Annotated in this window: 19 protein-coding genes; 5 read left to right on the forward strand and 14 right to left on the reverse strand. The window is 64.3% G+C overall.

Annotated features, from left to right (window positions below):
• The first annotated feature begins 64 nt into the window (after positions 1 to 64).
• Positions 65 to 1,066: an ornithine cyclodeaminase family protein gene (locus NKI96_RS07850; RefSeq protein ID WP_352803630.1), complete on the forward strand. Its 1,002-nt coding sequence runs from the start codon at positions 65 to 67 to the stop codon at positions 1,064 to 1,066.
• Positions 1,063 to 2,571 (forward strand): HAL/PAL/TAL family ammonia-lyase, encoded by a 1,509-nt coding sequence (locus NKI96_RS07855; protein ID WP_023815628.1) that lies wholly within the window; start codon positions 1,063 to 1,065, stop codon positions 2,569 to 2,571. Before NKI96_RS07850 ends, NKI96_RS07855 begins: the two co-directional genes overlap by 4 nt.
• Here NKI96_RS07855 and NKI96_RS07860 read toward each other — a convergent pair whose 3' ends face one another.
• The 12 genes from NKI96_RS07860 to NKI96_RS07915 form a co-directional block, all read right to left on the reverse strand.
• Positions 2,572 to 3,375: a 3-methyl-2-oxobutanoate hydroxymethyltransferase gene (locus tag NKI96_RS07860; RefSeq protein ID WP_023682254.1), complete on the reverse strand. Its 804-nt coding sequence runs from the start codon at positions 3,373 to 3,375 to the stop codon at positions 2,572 to 2,574. It lies immediately after the preceding gene.
• An 85-nt stretch (positions 3,376 to 3,460) separates the two neighbouring features.
• Complete coding sequence (locus tag NKI96_RS07865) at positions 3,461 to 4,555, reverse strand: fatty acid desaturase family protein (protein WP_023736018.1); 1,095 nt, start codon at positions 4,553 to 4,555, stop codon at positions 3,461 to 3,463.
• A 16-nt stretch (positions 4,556 to 4,571) separates the two neighbouring features.
• Positions 4,572 to 5,486, reverse strand: a complete 915-nt coding sequence (locus NKI96_RS07870) for a sugar phosphate isomerase/epimerase family protein (RefSeq protein ID WP_023705643.1) — start codon at positions 5,484 to 5,486, stop codon at positions 4,572 to 4,574.
• 54 nt (positions 5,487 to 5,540) lie between these two features.
• Complete coding sequence (locus NKI96_RS07875) at positions 5,541 to 6,629, reverse strand: Gfo/Idh/MocA family protein (protein WP_352803633.1); 1,089 nt, start codon at positions 6,627 to 6,629, stop codon at positions 5,541 to 5,543.
• A gap of 103 nt (positions 6,630 to 6,732) precedes the next feature.
• The gene (locus NKI96_RS07880) at positions 6,733 to 7,800 is read right to left on the reverse strand and encodes an ABC transporter ATP-binding protein (RefSeq protein WP_023690769.1); all 1,068 of its coding nucleotides are present in this window, start codon (positions 7,798 to 7,800) and stop codon (positions 6,733 to 6,735) included.
• A complete protein-coding gene (locus tag NKI96_RS07885; RefSeq protein ID WP_031194901.1) occupies positions 7,800 to 8,588 on the reverse strand; it encodes an ABC transporter permease in 789 nt (262 codons plus the stop codon). Before NKI96_RS07885 ends, NKI96_RS07880 begins: the two co-directional genes overlap by 1 nt.
• The gene (locus NKI96_RS07890; RefSeq protein ID WP_023685260.1) at positions 8,588 to 9,457 is read right to left on the reverse strand and encodes an ABC transporter permease; all 870 of its coding nucleotides are present in this window, start codon (positions 9,455 to 9,457) and stop codon (positions 8,588 to 8,590) included. The genes NKI96_RS07885 and NKI96_RS07890 overlap by 1 nt, the downstream gene beginning before the upstream one ends.
• Before the next feature lie 65 nt (positions 9,458 to 9,522).
• Positions 9,523 to 10,584, reverse strand: coding sequence for an ABC transporter substrate-binding protein (locus NKI96_RS07895; protein ID WP_023749929.1), 1,062 nt, complete (start codon positions 10,582 to 10,584; stop codon positions 9,523 to 9,525).
• Between the two features lie 33 nt (positions 10,585 to 10,617).
• Complete coding sequence (locus NKI96_RS07900) at positions 10,618 to 11,592, reverse strand: PfkB family carbohydrate kinase (protein WP_023752094.1); 975 nt, start codon at positions 11,590 to 11,592, stop codon at positions 10,618 to 10,620.
• Positions 11,589 to 12,623, reverse strand: a complete 1,035-nt coding sequence (locus NKI96_RS07905) for an ADP-ribosylglycohydrolase family protein (RefSeq protein ID WP_023696232.1) — start codon at positions 12,621 to 12,623, stop codon at positions 11,589 to 11,591. Before NKI96_RS07905 ends, NKI96_RS07900 begins: the two co-directional genes overlap by 4 nt.
• A gap of 3 nt (positions 12,624 to 12,626) precedes the next feature.
• A complete protein-coding gene (locus NKI96_RS07910) occupies positions 12,627 to 13,352 on the reverse strand; it encodes a GntR family transcriptional regulator (RefSeq protein WP_023752095.1) in 726 nt (241 codons plus the stop codon).
• A gap of 208 nt (positions 13,353 to 13,560) precedes the next feature.
• Positions 13,561 to 14,331 carry an IclR family transcriptional regulator domain-containing protein gene (locus tag NKI96_RS07915; RefSeq protein WP_023752096.1) on the reverse strand — a complete coding sequence of 257 codons (771 nt, stop codon included), beginning with the start codon at positions 14,329 to 14,331 and terminating at the stop codon, positions 13,561 to 13,563.
• Between the two features lie 116 nt (positions 14,332 to 14,447).
• Between NKI96_RS07915 and NKI96_RS07920 the strand changes: the two genes are divergently transcribed.
• Genes NKI96_RS07920 through pcaF form a run of 3 tightly spaced genes read left to right on the forward strand, consistent with a single transcriptional unit; the run spans position 14,448 to position 17,297 of the window.
• Positions 14,448 to 15,305 carry a CoA transferase subunit A gene (locus tag NKI96_RS07920; RefSeq protein ID WP_352538529.1) on the forward strand — a complete coding sequence of 286 codons (858 nt, stop codon included), beginning with the start codon at positions 14,448 to 14,450 and terminating at the stop codon, positions 15,303 to 15,305.
• Positions 15,302 to 16,090: a CoA-transferase subunit beta gene (locus NKI96_RS07925; protein ID WP_352803638.1), complete on the forward strand. Its 789-nt coding sequence runs from the start codon at positions 15,302 to 15,304 to the stop codon at positions 16,088 to 16,090. The genes NKI96_RS07920 and NKI96_RS07925 overlap by 4 nt, the downstream gene beginning before the upstream one ends.
• Before the next feature lies 1 nt (position 16,091).
• On the forward strand, positions 16,092 to 17,297 hold the full coding sequence (pcaF, locus tag NKI96_RS07930) for a 3-oxoadipyl-CoA thiolase (protein ID WP_352803639.1): 1,206 nt from the start codon (positions 16,092 to 16,094) through the stop codon (positions 17,295 to 17,297).
• A gap of 13 nt (positions 17,298 to 17,310) precedes the next feature.
• On the opposite strand, the gene pobA is transcribed toward pcaF, so the two are convergent.
• A complete protein-coding gene (gene pobA, locus NKI96_RS07935) occupies positions 17,311 to 18,483 on the reverse strand; it encodes a 4-hydroxybenzoate 3-monooxygenase (protein ID WP_023685269.1) in 1,173 nt (390 codons plus the stop codon).
• Positions 18,483 to 19,535 carry a 3-carboxy-cis,cis-muconate cycloisomerase gene (locus NKI96_RS07940; protein ID WP_352803642.1) on the reverse strand — a complete coding sequence of 351 codons (1,053 nt, stop codon included), beginning with the start codon at positions 19,533 to 19,535 and terminating at the stop codon, positions 18,483 to 18,485. The genes pobA and NKI96_RS07940 overlap by 1 nt, the downstream gene beginning before the upstream one ends.
• Between the last annotated feature and the right edge of the window lie 5 nt (positions 19,536 to 19,540).

Below are 19,540 nucleotides of genomic sequence, written 5' to 3' on the forward strand. Positions count from 1 at the left end.
ATCCAACAAACTTCCGTGTCGGCTCGCAGCCTGTTATGGATGGGCGGGCGGCCAAGGACATTGCATGAAGCCTATCTATATAAACTACCTCAATGCCCTAGATATCGAAGCCCTGGAGATGACCGACGGCGAAATCATTGCCGCTGTCGAAGCCGGGCTTATCGCGCAAGGCAATGGCCAGACGGTGATCGAGCCGCGCGTCCATCTTGAACCCGACCCTTCCTTCCATGGCCATTTCAACGTTCTGCGCGGCTACGTTGCGCCGCTCGATACGGCGGGCGTGAAAATCGTCGGCGACTATGTCGACAATTATCTGCACGGGCTCCCTTCAGAATTTGGCATTCTAAACCTGTTCGATCCGCGCACCGGCACGCCGCGCGCCATTCTCGACGCCACCGTCATCACCGACATGCGCACCGGCGCCGTCACCGCTATCGGCGCCAAACATCTGGCGCGCAAGAACTCCAAGGTGCTGGCCCATATCGGCGCACGTGGCACCGCCTATTGGAATGTCCGCCTGCTCGACCATCTCTTCGACTTCGACGAGATCCGCGTTCATTCGCGCCGCCCGAAAAGCCGCGACGGCTTCGCTGCCAAACTCTCGGCCGATCTCGGCAAGAAAGTTACCGCGGTTGCCGACTGGGAGAGCTGCGTCAAGGGCGCCGACATCGTCGTCGAGGCCTCGCGGCTGCCGGAGCCGCAGCCGCTGCTCAAGACCGAATGGATCAAGCCCGGTGCGCTGGTCGTGCCCTATGGTACGATGAGCGCGGTGGAGCTGTCTTTGACCGACATCATGCAGAAAATGGTCGTCGACGACTGGGGCCAGTGCAAAGGCGGCAAGTTCGGCTCGCTGCGCGCCCATGTCGAGACCGGGCGGCTGGGCGAAGCGACGCTGCACGCCGAGCTCGGCCAGATCGCTGCCGGTCTCAAGCCGGGACGCCAGAGCGACGACGAGACGATCCTGTTCTGGCATCGCGGCCTGTCGCTGTCCGACATTGCGCTGGGCAAGGCGATGCTGGCCAAGGCTGCTGATAAAGGCATCGGCCAGAGGCTGCGCTTCGCATGAGCGCGCTCGTCCTCACCGGCGCCGGCGTCAGCGTCGAGGACGTTGCGCAGGTCGCCCGCGGCGGCCGCAAGGTCGAGGTTGAACCGACAGTCATCGAGAGGCTCGACAAAGCGCGAAAAGTGCTCGATCAGGTCGCCGCGTCCGGTCAGCAAATCTATGGGCTCAACACCGGGCTCGGCGCCAATCTCGGCACATCGGTCGAGGGCGATGCCAGCGCCTTCCAGCGCCAGTTGCTGGAAGGGCGAAGCGGCGCTGTCGGCGAACCGTTGCCCCAAGAGGCGGTGCGGGCGACCATGCTTGCGCGCGCAGCGATGCTGGCAGTCGGCGGCTCCGGCATTTCGCCGGCGGCTTTCACCGCCCTTGTCGATGCGCTCAATGCAGGCGTGCATCCGGTAATGCCGCAGTTGGGCTCGATCGGCGCCGGCGATCTCGTGCTGATGGCGGCGCTCGCCCGTCTGCTGACCGGCGACGGCGAAGCTGACTATCAGGGTCGGCGCATGCCGGCGGCCAAGGCGTTGATGATGGCGCGGTTGGCTCCGATCAGCCTGGCGCCGAAAGACGGCCTGTCGCTGATCAACGCCTCGGCGGTATCAGCCGGCACTGGCGCGTTGGTACTGGCCGACGCGCTGTCGGCCTTTGCGCAACAGCAGCAGGCCGGCGCGCTGACCATGGAAGGGTTTGGCGCCAACCGCACCATCCTCGATCCGCGCCTGCATCTGGCGCGGCCGGCAGCCTGCCAGCAACTCGCGGCCAAGGGCCTGCGCGACCTGCTTGCCCGTGACGAGGAGCCGGCGCCGACCACCTTGCAGGACCCGTTGTCGATCCGCTGCATGCCGTCGATCCATGGTGCATTGATCCAGGCGATCGATCAGGCGCGGCTGGCGCTGGAGATCGAACTCAATGCCGCCGCCGACAATCCGCTGGTGCTGGGCGATGACGGGCTGGTTCTGTCGACCGGCAATTTCCACACCGCATCGCTGGCGCTTGCCTTCGAGACGCTCGGCCTGGCGATCGCGCAATGTGCCGCGGCAAGCGTTGCCCGCTTCATCCAGCTCGCCGGCTCCGGCCGCAACGGCCTGCCAAAATATTTGTCACCGGTCGGCGGCGCCTCGGCCGGTTTCGTGCCGCTGCAAAAGACCGCAACGGCAATCCTGGCCGGCATCCGCCACAAGGCCAATCCGGTGATGCTGGATTTCCTGGCCGTGTCCGAAGGCGTAGAGGACCACGCCACGCAGACGCCGCTTGCCGTGTCGAAATGCGCCGGGATGATCGCGCTGTGGCGACGGCTGATCGCCTTCGAACTGATGGCCGCCGCACAGGCCGTGGACCTGCGCGACGGTCTCAAGCTGGCGCCCGGCACAGCAGCGGTCCATACCGCGGTGCGCGCGCATGTAGCGATGCTCAGGGAGGACCGGCCGCTGGGAACGGATGCCGAGGTGCTCCATGCCATGCTCGCTGACGGAACATGGCAAGGTGCAGCGATGATCGGCAAGGAGGCCGAGTAGTCAGCCCTTTGCGTCCACCCGTTTCATGAACAGGCTGAGCTCGGCCGGATCCATGCGCACGACATGCCTGTCTTCCGGATAGGCGCCGCTATCGACGTCGGCAACGTACTCGGAAAACGCCGCGACGCGTTCCGCCTGCAGACGATCGTACTCGGCGGCGAAGTTGCGGTAGACCTTGGAATGGCGCGGCATGTGGCCCCGGTTCTGGCCAAGAATATCGTCGGCAAACAGATATTGCGCGTCGCAGCCGGTGCCCGCACCCATCGACAGCATGATCAGCGAGGTCCGTTCCGAGATCGCCTTCGCCACCTCGATCGGCACCACTTCGATCTCGGCGCCGAGAGCTCCAACGGCCTCATACTGCTTGACCGCCTCAAAAATCTGCATGGCGGTGTCGGCGGTCTTGCCGACGGCCTTGAAGCCGCCGGTCCAGGTGGCGCGGGACGGAATGAGGCCGACATGGCCGATGACGGGGATCGCGTCGTCGGCGAGCCGCTTCACGGTGGCGAAACCGGCGCTGCAATAAACGGCGTCGGCGCCGGCCTTGTAGAGCCGGAACGCCCAGCGCAGGAAATCGTCCGCCGTGCCGATCTCATAAAAATTCTCGCCCGGCATGGTGAACAGGCTGGGCGCCGCATCGCGATACTCAGGGTTGAGCACCAGCTCGGGCGGCACCGAGACGATATCGACCCCTGCCCGCTCGGCAGCCTCGGCCTCGTCCATGGTCAGGACGCGCAGCATGGTCAGCTGGCGCTTGCCCTTCATGGCGCGCAGATCGGCGACGGTCGGTCTCTTTCGGCTCATCGGGATGTCCCTGTTGGCTGGTTGCTTTTCCCGGTCACCTTACCGGCCCCGTAACAGGCCGGATAGAAGGCGGGTGGTTTATTCGCTACTCGGCCGCCGCCGACATATCGAGCTCGTGAAATTCACCGCGATAGGGCCGCGCCGTCGGCGGCAATTCGCGCTTGAGGAAATAATCCTCGTACCGCAGCTGCTTCAGCAGCACTGGCCAGACCTCGCGATAGGCATGCCACATGGACGGGTTCGCCGCCGGCAGGTCGTGCTTGACCAGCTCGTGCAGCCTCGGCAGCGCATGGTAGGGCACCATCGGAAACATGTGATGCTCGACGTGGTAATTCATGTTCCAGTAGATGAAGCGGCTGACCGGGTTCATGTAGACGGTGCGCGTGTTCAGCCGGTGGTCGACGACATTGTCGGCCAACCCGATATGCTGCAGCAGGCCGGTCAGAACCATGTGCCAGCTGCCATAAAAACGCGGCAGGCCGATCAGCACCAGCGGCAGCCATGAACCCAGCGCGATCGCGAGGGCGATCGTCGCAACGTACACGGCGACATGCCAGCGCGCCGCCGTGATGGCCTTGCCCTGTTCGGTCTCAGGAATGTAGCTCTTTTCGTCGTCCGACAGCTTGCCCAACGCCTGGCGCGCCAGGATCGGCAGCGAATAACGGAAATCGAGAATGCCGGTGAAGGCAAGCGCCGCCTTGACCAGATTTGGCGGCCGCATTACCGCGATCTCGGCGTCACGGCCGACGATGATCGTGTCGGTGTGATGCCGCGCATGGCTCCAGCGCCATTGCACCGGATTGCGCACCACCATGAAGCTGGCGATTTCGTAGATCGCATCGTTCATCCAGCGTGTGCGGAAGGCGGTGCCATGGCCGCATTCGTGCCAGCGCGAATCGCTCGACGATCCATAGAGCACGCCATAGACGAGCAGGAACGGCACCACCCACCACGTGCCCCAGAACCACACGATGCCGGCGGCCGAGCCCAGGATGGCTGCGATCCAGATCACTGTATCGCGGATCGCCGGCCCGTCGGAGCGCTGCATCATTTCCTTCATTGCCTTGCGCGGCACGTCGGTGTGATACCACTCGGCCGAGGCCAGCCCGGTCTCGATCGCCCGGCGGGTGCTTTCGCCGACCAGGCCGTAATCGCGCTTTGTCTTGGCCGCCGTCGCCATCACCGTCTCGCCTACCTCAAAGCCCGTTGGCGCGGAACTTCCCGTCGAGAAATGTTTTCGCCCGCGGCACGTCGTCCTCGGTCAGATGCTCGATGATAACAGGGATGTTCGGGTGCTTCTCACTGAGCCGCTGCAGATAGAGATCGTAATTCAGCGATCCCAGCCCGGGCGCCGGCAGCTCGATCTCGCCGACGCCGCGGAAGGTCAGCCCCTCATGCGCGTCCGCGTCGCCGATATCGGCATGCTTCTCGGTCTTGTCGCTGCCTGAGCGCTTGACGTCCTTGGCGTGCGCGATGCGGATCTTGTCGGCCAGCGTGTCGAACACCTGGTTCAGCACCTGGTCCATGCGGTCGATATTGTGCGCCTCGAAATAATTGGTCGGATCCATCAGCAGGCCGAGGCCCGGATGGTCGACCTGCGCGAACATTTTGACCGTCTCCTCGACCGAACCGACGACATTGTTGACATAGGTTTCGAGCAGGAACACCGCGCCATGGTCGTAAGCCGTCTGGGCAAGATCCGAGATCACCTTGCGGCATTCCTCGAAGCCTTCCTCGGTCTTGTTTTTGGGATGATGCACCCAGTCGGATTCGGTGTTGTAGGTGCCGGTCTCCGAGATCACGTAGGGCGAGCCGAAGTCGCGCGCATTGCGGATGATTTCCTTGAGATAGCCGACGCGCTTCTCGCGCTCGGATTTGTCGGGATGGATGATGTTGGTGTAGCCCGAGATGCAGCAGACCGGCAGATTGTGGTCGCGAAACGTGTCGCGCACTGTCCTCGCCTTGTCCCCGGTGATCTGCCCGGCCGTGAGATCGACATCCCTGAAATGCATGTCGAGCTGCACTGTGTTGAAGCCGAGTGCACGGATGCGGCGAGCGGCCTCCGCGAGCTCATAGGGGAAATAGCCGGTGAAGATACCTGCCTGCATCATGATGTGAACTCCTCCCGGTAAGCGATTCAGCCGCCACACTATTCGGCGGCATGTTCAGTCGATCGATATCTCGGACAGTTTGACGGTGCGGCCTTGCGCCATCGAGCGGTAGCCCGCCTCGACCAGTGCCATTGTCTTGACGTTATCGGCGACGGAGAGCGCCGGCGGCGCGCCTGTCTTCACCGCATGCTGCAATTGCTCCATCACGCCGATGAAGGCATGCGGGAACCACATCGTGTCCCAGCTCGGGCTGACCCATTCGCCGCCGGTCGTCTTGGTCGACGCATAGGTCAGCGTCGAGGCCACGCCTTTCGGCCAGCCGATCGTGCCTTTGGCGACACCCTTGGTGCCGTCGACGCGCCAGTTGATGTGCTGGTCGTCCTCATAGCCCTCCTGGCGCGGTCCGGACCAGACATCCTCCAGCGACACGGCGAGCACGCCGGAGGGAAAGCGCAGCGTCGAGACGGTGATGCCGTCTGAATGGTCGAATGTCGTGCGCGGATCCTTGCGCGTCAGCGTGGTGATTTCCGAGGGATCGCCGAACAGGAAGCGCAGCACGTCCAGATGATGCACGCTCATATTGGCGAGCGTCAGCCGGTCGTAGTCCTGAAGGAAAGTCTGCCAGTGCGGGATCGCATGCATGTCGATCTGCGCAAAGACGATGTCGCCCAGCGCGCCGCTGTCGATGATCTGCTTCAGGACGCGCATCGACTGGTCGTAGCGCATGTTCTGGTTGACCGAGAGGATCTTGCCTGACTTGGCTGCCTCGTCGCGCAGCTTCACGGCTTCATCGACCGACAGCGCCAGTGGCTTCTGCGCCAGGATCGCCTTGATGTGGGGCTGCTTCAGCGCATGGCGGATCAGCGCCGGCTGCTGGTCGGGTGGAAAGGCAAGGTCGACGATCTCGACCTCGGAATCCTCGATCAGCTGTTCCGGTGTGTCGTGGATGGTCGGAATGCTCCAGCGTGCAGCTACCTTCTCGGCGCTGGCCTTGGTGCGCGAAGCGATGGCGACGACTGGGAAACCGGCCTGCGCATAGGCGGCAAGATGGCATTCGGCCATGATCATGCCGGCGCCGATGCAACCGATCCGGTATTCGCTGGTGCGAACCCTCACATCCGGCTCGAAACCCTGGCCTGCCATCCGTTCCTCCCTTGGACGACAGGATATAACGCCATGGCCCGTCGATCAGCCAAGGTCCGCTCCATCAATTCCCATCAGAACCATGCCGGGGTGACGGTGCGAACTAGTTTGCGGCAATCAGCACAGTGCTTTCCGGCGACCAGCTGAGCATTACATCCTGGCCCTCGGCCAGCCGGTCATTGCCGGTATTCTGGACGATGACCTTCAGCGTCTGGCCGGCGCGCTCGACGAAATAGGTGCTGTTGTTGCCGGCGAAGATGCGCTTGGAGATCTGGCCCTTCAGAGCGTTGGCATTGGCCGCATCCGCAACCCCGGCATCGGTCGCGATGCGAATGCGTTCGGGACGCACGGCGCAGCTGGCCTTCGTACCGGCGGCAAGCCGATCACCCACCCCGGCGGCGATCGCCGTGCCGTCAGGCAGCCGGATGCCGTTGCCGGTCGCATCGCCGCGAAAAATGTTTGCGTCGCCAAGGAAGGTGGCGGCGAACTCGCTCTTCGGCCGGTTGTAGATCTCCTCCGGCGGCCCTTCCTGCACGAGCTTGCCGTCGCGCAAGATGCCGATGCGGTCGCTCATCGTCAGCGCCTCTTCCTGGTCGTGGGTGACGAAGATGGTGGTGATGCCGACCTCGCGCTGGATGCGTTTCAGCTCGATCTGCATGTCAACGCGCAGCGCCTTGTCGAGCGCGCCGAGCGGCTCGTCGAGCAGCAGCACGCGCGGCTTGGTGACGATGGCGCGCGCCAGCGCCACACGCTGGCGTTGGCCGCCGGAGAGCTGGTGCGGCCGGCGCTCGCCGAGCTTCCCGAGTTGGACGAGATCGAGCGCGCGCTGCACTTCGGTGGCGATCGTCGCTTTCGTTTCGCCGCGCACCGACAGGCCGAAGGCGACATTGTCGGCAACGCTCATATTGGGAAACAGCGCATAGTTCTGGAACACCATGCCGATGCGCCGCTTTTCGACCGGCACGCGTTCCACACTCTCGCCGCCAATGGCAATGCGGCCAGTATCGGGAAAGTCGAAGCCGGCGATCTGGCGAAGCAGCGTGGTCTTGCCGCTGCCCGATGGGCCGAGCAACGCATAAAAGCCGCCATCGGCAAAATCGATGGAGACGTCGTCCAGCGCCTTGTGCGCGCCAAAACTGCGCGAGACGTTCGATACCTGCACGCCGGCCATTATTTCTCTCCGCCGAATTTGAAGAAGCGCGCCGTGAGCAGCATCAGCGCCATCGACACGACGATGATGATGGTCGAGACCGCGTTGATCTCGGGCGTGAACCCCTTGCGGATCGCGGCGTAGATTTCCACCGGCAGCGTCGTCTGCCCCGGCGTCGCCAGGAAGTAGGAGACGACAAACTGGTCGAACGACACGGCAAATGCGAACAAGCCGCCGGCAATGACGCCGGGCATGATCCACGGCAGCGTCACACGCCTCGTCACTTGCCACTGGTTGGCGCCGAGCGAGCGCGCCGCCTCTTCCAGCTCCGGTGCAAAAGTCTGCAGCCGGGCCGAGACGACGACGATGACATAGGGCAGCGCCAGCGCGACATGGCCGAGCAGGATGGCGGACAGGCCGCGGCCGATGCCGACGCCGAAGAAGAAGATCAGCATCGCCGTGCCGGTGATCAGCCATGGTATGGCGATCGGCGGGAACAGCAACGCCTGCAGCACTTTCTTGCCGCGGAAGTCGTAGCGGAAGAGCGCCAGCGAAGCGGCCGAGCCAAGCACCACTGAGATGAGCGTGGTGATGACCGCGATCTCGAGGCTGTTCCAGGTCGCCGCGATCAGCTGGTCGTTCTGCCAGAGCGAGGCATACCATTCCGTCGTCCATTCGAACGGCAATTGGTAGAAGGGCGAGACGTTGAACGACATCAGCGCCATGATGATGATCGGCAGATAGAGGAAGACGAGCAGCAGTCCGATGTAGAAGCGGCCTAGTCCTTCGAGGATGCGGGTCGTCATCATCAAGCAGCCCTCCGCAGCACCGGCGAGGCAACTGCGAGGATGACCAGCACGACGGCGAGCAGGATGAACGACAATGCCGCACCAAGCGGCCAGTTGAACACGGCGACGAACTGGTCTTCGATCACCGTGCCGTAGAAGGTGCCGGTGCGACCGCCGAGAATGCGCGGCTCCATGAACGAGCCGACGACCGGCACGAAGATCAGTGCCGCACCTGCCACCAGGCCGGGCATAGACAGCGGGATGATCACCCGCTTCAGCACCTGCAGCCGCGAGGCGCCGAGCGAGCGCCCGGCCTCGATCAGCGAGTCGTCGATTGCCTGCAGCGTGAGATAGCAGGTCAGCACCATATAGGGCACGTAGGAGTGCACCAGGCCGATGATGATTGCGGGATAGGAATACATCAGGTCGATGTTGATCTTGAACGGCAGCACGGCGTTGAGCGCCGTGTCGAGGATGCCGCCCTCGCGCAGCACCATCGCCCAGGAGAAGATGCGCACCAGCCCGTTCGACCAGAACGGCAGGATGACCAGCAGGAAGATCGCCTCGCGGCTGCGCCCCTTCAGCACCTTGGCCAGCACATAGGCGGCGGGGTAGCCGATGACGACGCACCACAAAGTCACTTCGAGGCCGAGCCGCAGCGAAGCGAGCAGCAGCGTCAGGTACAGGCTCTGCGAGAAGAAGGCGGCGTAATTGCCAAGGGTGAACGCCCATGGCTTTCCCGACAGCGGCAGGTCGGTCATGAAGGAGAAGAATACCATGGCCGAGAGCGGCAGGAAGATCGCCACCGTCAGCCAGAGATAGGCCGGCGCCAGCAGCGGCAGGGCCGATCTCAGCCCGCTGCGCGACGCGACCGCACCCTGTACTGCCATGATACCCTCCTCCCCAGGATTGAAGGGCCAGCCGGCGCAACCGCCGGCTGGTCCGGACGTGAGCGTTACTTCACGTCGACCTTGAGCTGCTGCCACAGCGCCAGATAGGCCTCGCGCTGCGAGTCGGTGATCGGCGCCTGGAACTGGATGCGCTTGGCCACCTCGGGATCGCCCATCACCTTGCGGTTGAAGGAGTCTTCAGGCAGCGCTTCCACCGCCTTCGTGTTGGCCGACACCGGAGCGCCGACCTTGGTGACCCATTCGACATAGAATTTCGGATCGATCATCCAGTTGATGAAGGCCTGCGCACCCTCGACATTCTTCGAGCCCACCGGGATCGAGAAGGCGTCGAGCCAGGCGACGGCGCCTTCCTGCGGAACGACCAGCGAGACCGGCAGCTTGAAATGCGTCTTGGCACGGTCGGCCGAGCCGCTCCAATAGGTGCCGATGTCGATCTGGTTGGAGGCGACCATCTGGTTCCAGTCGTTCTCCGAGCTCCAGAACGTCTTGATCTGCGGCATCAGCGAGGTCAGCTTCGCCTTGACCGCTTCCATATCCTTGATGTCGTTGATATTCTGACCGGTGGCGATGGCGCCGAACTGCACCGCTTCGACAGCGTCGTCGCGAATGACGACCCGGCCCTTATGCGCTGGGTCCCACATTTCGGCGATCGAGGTCGGCGGCTTGTCGAAGGACTTTTCGTTGATTGCCAGCGCCGTCAGGCCCCACACCCACGGCACGCCATAGACCTTGCCGTCATGGTCGAGCATCGGTGATTGCGCCTTGTCCTTGCTGATGTCGGCATAGTTCGGCAGCTTCGAGACATCGATCGGCTGGATCAGCTTTTCCGCCATCGCCTGATCGTTGAAGGCGGCGTTGATCATGACCACGTCATAGAGGCCCGGATTGGTGCGGATCTTGGTCAGCATTTCCTGTTCGGAATTGAAGAAGTCGTTGACGACCTTGTTGCCGGTCGCCTTTTCGAAGGCTTCGATCGCCCACGGCTCGTCGGCGCCGTAGCCCTTCCAGTTGAGCACATGCACTTCGGCGGCACTGGCGGCCAGCGTGAGCGCGGAGGTGATGACGGCGGTCGCCGTCAGCAGGGCAGTCAGTCTTGGCATGCGCATGTTCGTTCCTCTCTTGTTTGCCCGCTTGGCGGGTCAGGCTGTCTGATGGGCCTTCTGGTTCTGGCCCGGCTCGCCCGTGGCGGCCTGGCTCAGGAAAGTCTGGATCTCGCTGTCGGTCGGCGCCGATGAGCCGCCATGGCGGGTGACGGAAAGTGCTGCCGCCGCATTGGCATAGCGCGCCGCCTCGAAGGGATGCACGCCGCGCGAGAGTGCACTGACGAAACCGCCGATATGGGTGTCGCCGGCGCCATTGGTGTCGATGGCATCGACCTTGAAGCCGGCAATGGTCTGCGTCTCGCCATTGACCAACCTCACGAAACAGCCCTTGGCGCCGGCGCGGATAACGACGCCTTCGGCCTTTGGGCAGTGGTCGGCGAGCAGCCGGGCGGCGAGTGCCTCGACATCGCCTTGCCCAGCGATCTCGACCGCTTCCGTCATGTTGCAGCTCAGCCATGTCGTACGGGCAAGCACCCGCGACAGGATGGGACGCGGGATATCCGCGATGACCGGCGTTGGATCGAAAACGAAGGGAATGTTTTCTGGCAGCGCCTCGATCCAGTCGGTCAGCGCGTTGCGGCTTCCGAGATAGCTCAGCGTGTAGCCCGACGTGAACACCCAATCATCAGACGCGACCACCACGGGCCTCATCATCTCGAGGCTGAGAATGCTCTCCGCACCGGGCCACGACACGAAGGTGCGCTCGGCATCCCCGGAGATCATGGCGACGCAATTGCCGCTGTCCATGACAGGGGATGGCGACGTCAGCGTTATGATGCCTTCGGCCGCAAACGCGGCGCGCAAAAAATCGCCATTCGGTCCGCTGCCGAGCTGGCCGCCGAACACCACCGTCATGCCGGTGCGGCTGGCCGCGACCATCATGTTGAAGCCGCCGCCGGCGACCTGCGCAAAGCTCGACGCGGTCTTCTCGCAGCCCGGCGCCGGCAAGGCGTCGATGCGGTAGACATAGTCGACGACGGCGCTGCCGATATGGACCAGACGCCCACTCATGCCGCGGCATCCTTGCTGGCCTTTGCCGTGCGCGCCGCGACGAGGTCTTCGGCAAGCGAGCGCACCTCCCCCATATCTATGCCGACGAGCCCGGCAATGTGTTGTTGCGGCAGTTGCGAAAAGCCGACGCAGGCGCCGGCCATGCCTGAGGCAATCGCGCCGATCGTGTCGGTGTCGCCGCCGAGATTGGCGCTGATGATTGCCGCTTGCCAGGGATCGCCCTGCGCGACTTCAAGCACGGCGAAAGCTGCCGGCACGGACTCCTGGCTGGCCACACCGGTGCCGACGAGATCGGTGATGAGCCCGATCGCATCCCGCATGGTCTTGCCGCGCACGAGCTCCTGCGCCCAGGCGATACGCGCGGCGATATCGCCACCAGTCACCCAATGTCCGAGCCGGGCGCCTCGCCGCGCGGCTGCTACCGCGCTGTCGGAAGCGGCACGCCAGTCGCCACCGGCGACGCCGTGGCTGGCGGCGGCGGCAACTGCTGCGGCCGAAGCGATGGCGATCGAGGTGTTGTGCGTGGCACGGCAAGTTTCGGCCACCTTGGCGACGAAAGCGTCGAGCGGTTCCAGCGGCATCATGATGCCGACCGGCGCGATGCGCATGGCCGCGCCATTGGTGTCGCCCCGGCTTCCCGCCTCTTCCGCCGGCACGCCGTCATTGATGGCGTCGATGGCGCGCTTGGTCGATGGTCCCAGCAGGTCATAGCTGCCGCGCGCCTTGACCTCGCGCTCCCAGTCGAGCAGTGCGTTCACCCAGCGCGCATGATCGAAGCGGTCGCCGGACTGGACCAGAATGCGACCAAGCAGCAGCGCCTGTTCGGTATCGTCGGTGATGGTGCCGGCAACGAGCCCCTTCGACACCGGATGATCGGCAAACGGCGCCACGAAATCCTCGACATGGCCGTATAGCTCGGCGATCCGCGCCGGCGACAGAAGCTGCGTCGGCATGCCCAGCGCATCACCGAGCGCCCCACCGACAAGCGCGCCCATGGCGCGATCGAGCGTGTCGTTGGTTCTGTCCGGCATCGCTCAAAACCTCATATGCAGCGCGAAATGCGCCGGGTTGAGCAGGCTGGTTACATATTCGATCGGCCGGTCGTCGGCCGCACGCGTCAGCCGGCGTCCGCGCAGGAACGGCGTGCCTTGCGGGCAGCCGAGAATGGCGGCGTCTTCGGCATTCAGCATCTCGATGCCGACCCATTCCTCGCCATGGTCTGGGATGAGGCCGGCGCCGCGCAGCGTCTGGTGCAGCGAGCCTTCGCGCAGACCGCGCAGCGGCACGTCCTCCAGTTCGGGCGACAGCGGCAGGCGGCTGCGTTCGATGGAGATCGCATGGCCGTCGCTGGCATTGGTGCGCACCCGGTCGACGGCGATGAAGAACGGGCTTTCGATGCCAAGCAGCGCGGCAAGATCGGCATCCTCGATCACTTCAAGCCGCAGCGTCCGCGTCTCGGCATTGGCGCCGGCATTGGCCAGCGCCCGCGACCAGCCGATGGCGTCGTCGACCGGCTTGCCGTCGAAGGTCACGAAAGAGCCGATGCCGACCTTGGTCGTTATCAGCCCACGGCTGGACAGCTCCTCAAGGCCCTTGCGGATCGTGTTGCGGCTGACGGAGAAGCGTTGGACGAGTTCGTTCTCGCTTTGCAGGCGGTCGCCGAAGCCAAGCACGCCGGAGCGGATCTCATGTTCGAGAACGGTGGCGATCTGCTCGGGCTTGCCCGTGCCGGGAGACAGTTGAACCACGCGCCGCCTCATATGGGTACCTGTTCAATAAACCTGTATAGTCCTGTTCAATATTGGAGTTGAAGGGCGACGTCAACGATATATTTGGATTCACGCATATGCGTTGTGCTCAGGTGCCCCAGGGCATCGTTTGCTCGCATGGCGACGCTAACCGCGTAGGGCGCTCCCGTCTCCGAGACAGAGCGGGGGCAGCGCTTCCCTCAGACGATTAGCCTTGCGCTCACACCAAGAAAAATTCCTCAATCCGTTGCTTGGCCGTCCGCAGCGCTGGCAGGATATCCCGCTCCATCGCCTCGACGGAGAACCGCGCCGACTGCGTCGAGACGTTGATCGCCGCCACGATCTTGCCGGCGCGGTCATAGATCGGCACCGCTATCGAACGCAGCCCAAGTTCCAGCTCTTCATCGACGACGGCAAAGCCATCCGCCCTCGCCGCGTCGATGGCCTTGGCCAGCGCGGCGCGGCTGGTGATCGTCTTCGGCGTGCGCCGTTCGATCCTCGCCTCTGCAAGCAAGGCCTTCAGCTCATCCGCGCCCAGCCCCGCAAGCAGGACGCGCCCCATCGAGGTGCAATGCGCCGGCAGCCTGGTGCCGACATCGAGCGAAACGCTGAGGATGCGGCGGCCAGGAATGCGCGCGACATAGACGACTTCCTCGCCCGACAGCACCGCCGCGTTACAGGCCTCGTCGAATTGGCCCGCGACGTCGCGCATGATGGATGCCGCGAATGTCCACAGCGAGGCGCCGCCGAGCCAAGAGCGCACGATGGCGAGCAGGCGCGGCGACAGCGAAAACTGCCGGCCGGATTGCGTGGCATAGCCGGTGGCGGTCAGCGTCAGCAGGAAGCGACGCGCGCCGGCGCGGGTCAGCCCCGCCTCCTCCGCCATTTCGGTCAGCGTCATCCCGGCCGGATGCCGGGCCAGTATCTCCATGACTGCAAGGCCGCGCTCCAGCGAGCCGACATGGTCGCGCGTCTTTGCCTCGTCCTCCATGCGGCCTCCGCAAGACAATGCGCCGCCTTGACTCGTCTCGGCGGCGCGATGTAAAAATATCTCATACAAAACAACTGTTCGCAATACGAACTTTTTGAACTTCGGAGTTCTTGGCGATGGTCAATTTCCTGCCGCTCAAACAGGCCGTGGCCGAGAACCTGCATGATGGCGATACGGTCGCCTTCGAAGGCTTCACGCATCTGATCCCGACGGCGGCGGCGCATGAGGCCATCCGCCAGGGCTTTCGCGACCTGACGCTCATCCGCATGACCCCCGACCTGATCTACGACCAGATGATCGGCATGGGCATGGCCAAGAAGATCATCTTCTCCTATGTCGGCAATCCCGGCGTCGGCCTGCTGCGACGCGCCCGCGATGCCATCGAGAACGGCTTTCCCCGGGCGATCGAGATCGAGGAGCACAGCCATGCCGGCATGGCCAACGCCTATGAGGCGGGCGCGGCCGGCCTGCCCTGCGCGGTTTTCCGCGGCTATCGCGGCGCCGGGCTGGCAACAGTCAATCCGAACATCAAGTCAGTCACCTGCCCCTTCACCGGCGAAGTGCTGGCCGCTGTTCCCTCAATCCGCCCCGACGTGACCTTCATCCACGCCCAGAAGGCCGACAAAAAGGGCAATGTGCTGGTCGAAGGCATTATCGGCATCCAGAAGGAGGCGGTGCTCGCGGCCAAGCGCGCCGTGGTGACGGTAGAGGAAGTCGTCGACAATTTCGACGACCTGCATCCCAACCTCACCGTGCTGCCGCGCTGGACCATCGCTGCGATCTCGGTGGTATCAGGCGGTTCGCATCCGTCGTACACGCACGGCTATTATGCGCGCGACAATGCCGCCTATCTCGAATGGGACGACATCGCCGCCGACCGTGAAAAATTCCAGGCCTGGATGCAGGCCAATGTCATCGATCGCACGGCGGACGATTTCGCCGGCCGCGTAAAGCATCTGAGGAGCGCGGGATGAGCGGCTTTACTCCCAATGAGATGATGACGGTTGCCGCCAGCCGAGCCCTGAAAAACGACGATGTCTGCTTCGTCGGCATTGGCGCGCCGTCGGCCGCCTGCAACGTCGCGCGACTGACGCATGCGCCCGACATCACGCTGATCTATGAAAGCGGCACCATCGGCACCGCGCCCGATGTTTTGCCGCTGTCGATCGGTGACGGCGAACTTTGCGACACCGCCGTCACGACCGTCTCGGTGCCGGAGATGTTTCGCTACTGGCTGCAGGGCGGTCGCATTTCGATCGGTTTCCTCGGTGCCGCCCAGCTCGACAAGTTCGGCAACATCAACACCACCATCATCGGCGACTATGCGCATCCCAAGACCCGCCTGCCCGGCGGCGGCGGCGCGCCGGAGATCGCCACCTCGTCGAAGGAGATCTACATCACCATGGCGCAGTCCAAGCGCGGCATGGTCGAGAAGATCGACTTCTTCACCTCCTTCGGCCATGGCAATGGCGGCGACCATCGCCAGCGCCTCGGCATCGAGACCGCTGGACCGACGCTGCTGATCACCGACCTCGCCATCTGGAAGCCCGACCCGATGAGCAAGGAATTCACCGTGGTGTCGCTGCATCCCGGCGTGACGCGGCAGCAGGTGCAGGACAGCTGCGGCTGGATCGTAAAGTTCGCCGAGGCGCTTGACGAAACGCCGGCGCCGACGGAACTCGAGCTGACGACATTGCGTGACCTGCAGGCCCGCACCAAGGCGGCGCATGAGGGAAGCGGAAAAGAAAAGGCCGCATGACATGACCGAGGCATTCATCTGCGATTACATCCGCACCCCGATCGGCCGTTTCGGCGGCTCGCTGTCGTCGGTGCGGGCCGACGATCTTGGCGCCATCCCGCTGAAGGCGCTGGTCGAGCGCAATGCCGGCATCGACTGGCAGGCTGTCGACGACGTCGTCTATGGCTGCGCCAATCAGGCCGGCGAGGACAACCGCAATGTAGCCCGCATGTCGCTGCTCCTGGCCGGACTGCCGAAGGAAATTTCAGGCTCGACCGTCAATCGCCTCTGCGGGTCCGGCATGGACGCGCTCACCATTGCCGCCCGCGCCATCAAGGCGGGCGAAGCCGAGTTGATGATCGCCGGCGGCGTCGAATCGATGAGCCGCGCGCCCTTCGTCATGCCCAAGGCCGAGACCGCCTTTTCACGCCATGCCGAGATCCATGACACCACCATCGGCTGGCGTTTCATCAACCCGCTGATGAAGAAACAATATGGCGTCGATTCCATGCCGGAGACCGGCGAGAACGTCGCCGAGGATTTTTCAGTGTCGCGCGCCGACCAGGACGCCTTTGCCGTGCGCAGCCAGGACAAGGCCGTCGCGGCACAGGCCAATGGCCGGCTGGCGAAGGAGATTACCCCGGTGACGGTCCCGCAGAAAAAGGGCGATGCGACTATCGTATCGAAGGATGAGCATCCCCGCGCCGGCACCACGGTCGAGTCGCTGGCCAAATTGCCGACGCCGTTCCGGCAAGACGGCACGGTCACCGCCGGCAACGCATCGGGCGTCAACGATGGCGCGGCGGCGCTGATCATCGCCTCCGAAGCGGCTGTGAAAAAACACGGCCTGACGCCGATCGCCCGCATCCTCGGCGGCGCTGCCGCCGGCGTGGCGCCGCGCATCATGGGCATCGGCCCTGCTCCGGCGACACAAAAGCTCTGCGCTCGCCTCGGCCTGACACCGCACCAATTCGATGTCATCGAACTCAACGAAGCCTTCGCCTCCCAAGGCATCGCCGTGCTCCGCCAACTCGGCATCGCCTTGTATGGGGAGCACGTCAACCCCAATGGCGGCGCCATCGCGCTTGGTCATCCCTTGGGCATGTCGGGCGCGCGCATTGCAGGCACGGCTGCGCTGGAGCTTCGCGAGCGCGGCGCCCGCTATGCGCTCGCCACCATGTGCATCGGCGTCGGCCAGGGCATCGCAGTGGCGCTCGAACGGGTTTGAGATCGCACTGCCCTTAATAGGGCAAACCGACATAGTTCTCCGCCAGCGCGGTCGACGCCGCCTGCGAATGCACGAGATAGTCGAGCTCGGCTTCCTGGATGCGCTGGCCGAACTCGCCCGTATCGGGAAAGCGGTGCAGCATCGTCGTCATCCACCAGGAGAAGCGCACCGCCTTCCACACCCGAGCCAGCGCTTTGGCTGAATAGGCGTCAAGCCCGGCCTGCGATTTGTCCAGATAGAATTCGCGAAGTCCGGCAAAGAGATAGCGCACGTCGCTGGCAGCGAGGTTGAGCCCTTTGGCGCCGGTCGGGGGCACGATATGGGCGGCGTCGCCGACCAGGAACAGCCGGCCGAAGCGCATCGGCTCGGCAACGAAGGAGCGCAGCGGCGCGATCGACTTTTCGAAGGACGGCCCGGTAACAACGGCGGCGGCAGTCTGCTCGGGCAGGCGACGGCGCAACTCATCCCAGAAGCGGTCGTCGCTCCAGGCCTCGACGCTCTCATCAACCGGAACCTGCACATAGTAGCGGCTGCGATGTGTCGAGCGCATCGAGCACAGCGCAAAGCCCCGCTCATGGTTGGCGTAGACCAGTTCGTGATCGGCCGGCGGCACTTCGGCCAGCACGCCGAGCCAGCCGAAGGGATAGGTCCGCTCGAAGGTTTTCAGCGCCCGCTCAGGCACCGATTTGCGGCTGACGCCGTGATAGCCATCGCAGCCGGCGATGAAGTCGCAGTCGATGCGATGGCCGACGCCGTCCTTGCTATAGGTGACGTAAGGCGCTTCGCCATCGAAACCATGCAGCGCGACGTTGGCCGCCTCATAGACGGTGGTCAGCCCGGCCGCCTCGCGCTTGTCCATCAGATCGTGCGTCACTTCGGTCTGGCCATAGACGGTGACATGCTTTCCCCCAGTCAGTGCCGTGAGGTCGAGCCGGTGCAGGCCGCCGCCGAAGGCAAGCGAGATGCCGGCATGCAGCAGGCCCTCGGCATGCAGCCTTGCAGCTGCGCCCGCCTCTTCGAGCAACTCGACGGTGCCTTGTTCGAGCACCCCTGCCCGCACCCGGCCAAGCACATGCTCCCGGCTCGAACGTTCGAGGATCACCGTCTCGACGCCAATGGTGCCGAGAAGCTGGCCAAGCAGCAGCCCGGACGGTCCGGAGCCGACAATGACAATCCGGGTGCGCATCAGTGTCCCAGGCTTTCGATCTGTCCGGCGAGTTCGGCGGCGAGCCGTAGCGCAGCCGCGGTCGCAACCGCCATCTGCGGCAAGAGCAGCCATTCCAGCGTCCAGGCAGCACCGGAGCGCTCCTGCTCATGCACCAGCGCCTGATGCATGCCGGAAAGCTGGGTGGCGTTGAAGCGCGCCAGCGTCACCAGCACTTCCGCCTTCACCGGGTTCTGCTTGTGCGGCATGGCCGACGAGCCGCCGCCGCCGGACAGCTTGATGTCGGTTCCATCTTGAGCCATCAGCGCAATGTCCTGGCCGAACTTGCCGAGGCTGCCGGTGATGAGCGATAGCAGCCCGGCGAATTCGGCCAGCGCATCCCGCTGGCTGTGCCATTGCGGCGCGTCGCCAAGGCCGAGCTTTGCGGCAAGGGCCGCGCGCACGGCAGGTCCTTTGTCGCCCAGCTTCTCCAGCGTGCCAGCGGCGCCGCCAAACTGCACCACGAGCAGACGCTTGGATTGCTCCGACAGTCTCTGCTGATGCCGTTGCAGCGGCGTGCGCCACACCGCCACGCGGTCCGACGCCTGAATTGGGATCGCCGGCTGCATGCGCGTCATCGCTGTCAATGCACGGCTGCCAAAACGTTCTTCCAGCCCCACCAGCCGCAGAATGTTTTCAGTCAGCAGCAGGTCGAGATGTTCAATGAGCCGGCGCAGCCGAAGCACCAGGCCAGTGTCGATGACGTCCTGGCTGGTTGCGCCGAAATGCACGCCGGCGTCGTGCGGCGCCCCGACCGCTGCCTTCAACTGGCGCACCAGTTCGGGCACGATCACGCCATCCTTCGCCACACCGGCCCGCAGCCGCGCGGTGTCCGGCTTGTATGACAACAGGACAGGTACAATCGCCGCGGCGGCATCCGTGCCGATAGTCCCGCTTTCGGCTTCCGCTTGCGCCAGCGCGCGCTCGAAATCGAGCATGGCGGCGATTTCCGCATCCACCGAAAAATGCCGAGCCGCCTCCTCGTCGCCGAGCAGGCCGGAGAGCAGCGGATGGTCGAAGGGCGATACGGTCATGTCAT

The sequence above is a fragment of the Mesorhizobium sp. M0292 genome, assembly GCF_040321695.1.
Taxonomy (GTDB): Bacteria; Pseudomonadota; Alphaproteobacteria; order Rhizobiales; family Rhizobiaceae; genus Mesorhizobium.

Bases quoted from the DNA above. Each gene is read 5' to 3' on its own strand.
- NKI96_RS07850 (WP_352803630.1), top strand. From the start codon at position 65: ATGAAGCCTATCTATATAAACTACCTCAATGCCCTAGATATCGAAGCC.
- NKI96_RS07855 (WP_023815628.1), top strand. From the start codon at position 1,063: ATGAGCGCGCTCGTCCTCACCGGCGCCGGCGTCAGCGTCGAGGACGTT.
- NKI96_RS07860 (WP_023682254.1), bottom strand. From the start codon at position 3,375: ATGAGCCGAAAGAGACCGACCGTCGCCGATCTGCGCGCCATGAAGGGC.
- NKI96_RS07865 (WP_023736018.1), bottom strand. From the start codon at position 4,555: ATGGCGACGGCGGCCAAGACAAAGCGCGATTACGGCCTGGTCGGCGAA.
- NKI96_RS07870 (WP_023705643.1), bottom strand. From the start codon at position 5,486: ATGATGCAGGCAGGTATCTTCACCGGCTATTTCCCCTATGAGCTCGCG.
- NKI96_RS07875 (WP_352803633.1), bottom strand. From the start codon at position 6,629: ATGGCAGGCCAGGGTTTCGAGCCGGATGTGAGGGTTCGCACCAGCGAA.
- NKI96_RS07880 (WP_023690769.1), bottom strand. From the start codon at position 7,800: ATGGCCGGCGTGCAGGTATCGAACGTCTCGCGCAGTTTTGGCGCGCAC.
- NKI96_RS07885 (WP_031194901.1), bottom strand. From the start codon at position 8,588: ATGATGACGACCCGCATCCTCGAAGGACTAGGCCGCTTCTACATCGGA.
- NKI96_RS07890 (WP_023685260.1), bottom strand. From the start codon at position 9,457: ATGGCAGTACAGGGTGCGGTCGCGTCGCGCAGCGGGCTGAGATCGGCC.
- NKI96_RS07895 (WP_023749929.1), bottom strand. From the start codon at position 10,584: ATGCGCATGCCAAGACTGACTGCCCTGCTGACGGCGACCGCCGTCATC.
- NKI96_RS07900 (WP_023752094.1), bottom strand. From the start codon at position 11,592: ATGAGTGGGCGTCTGGTCCATATCGGCAGCGCCGTCGTCGACTATGTC.
- NKI96_RS07905 (WP_023696232.1), bottom strand. From the start codon at position 12,623: ATGCCGGACAGAACCAACGACACGCTCGATCGCGCCATGGGCGCGCTT.
- NKI96_RS07910 (WP_023752095.1), bottom strand. From the start codon at position 13,352: ATGAGGCGGCGCGTGGTTCAACTGTCTCCCGGCACGGGCAAGCCCGAG.
- NKI96_RS07915 (WP_023752096.1), bottom strand. From the start codon at position 14,331: ATGGAGGACGAGGCAAAGACGCGCGACCATGTCGGCTCGCTGGAGCGC.
- NKI96_RS07920 (WP_352538529.1), top strand. From the start codon at position 14,448: ATGGTCAATTTCCTGCCGCTCAAACAGGCCGTGGCCGAGAACCTGCAT.
- NKI96_RS07925 (WP_352803638.1), top strand. From the start codon at position 15,302: ATGAGCGGCTTTACTCCCAATGAGATGATGACGGTTGCCGCCAGCCGA.
- pcaF (WP_352803639.1), top strand. From the start codon at position 16,092: ATGACCGAGGCATTCATCTGCGATTACATCCGCACCCCGATCGGCCGT.
- pobA (WP_023685269.1), bottom strand. From the start codon at position 18,483: ATGCGCACCCGGATTGTCATTGTCGGCTCCGGACCGTCCGGGCTGCTG.
- NKI96_RS07940 (WP_352803642.1), bottom strand. From the start codon at position 19,535: ATGACCGTATCGCCCTTCGACCATCCGCTGCTCTCCGGCCTGCTCGGC.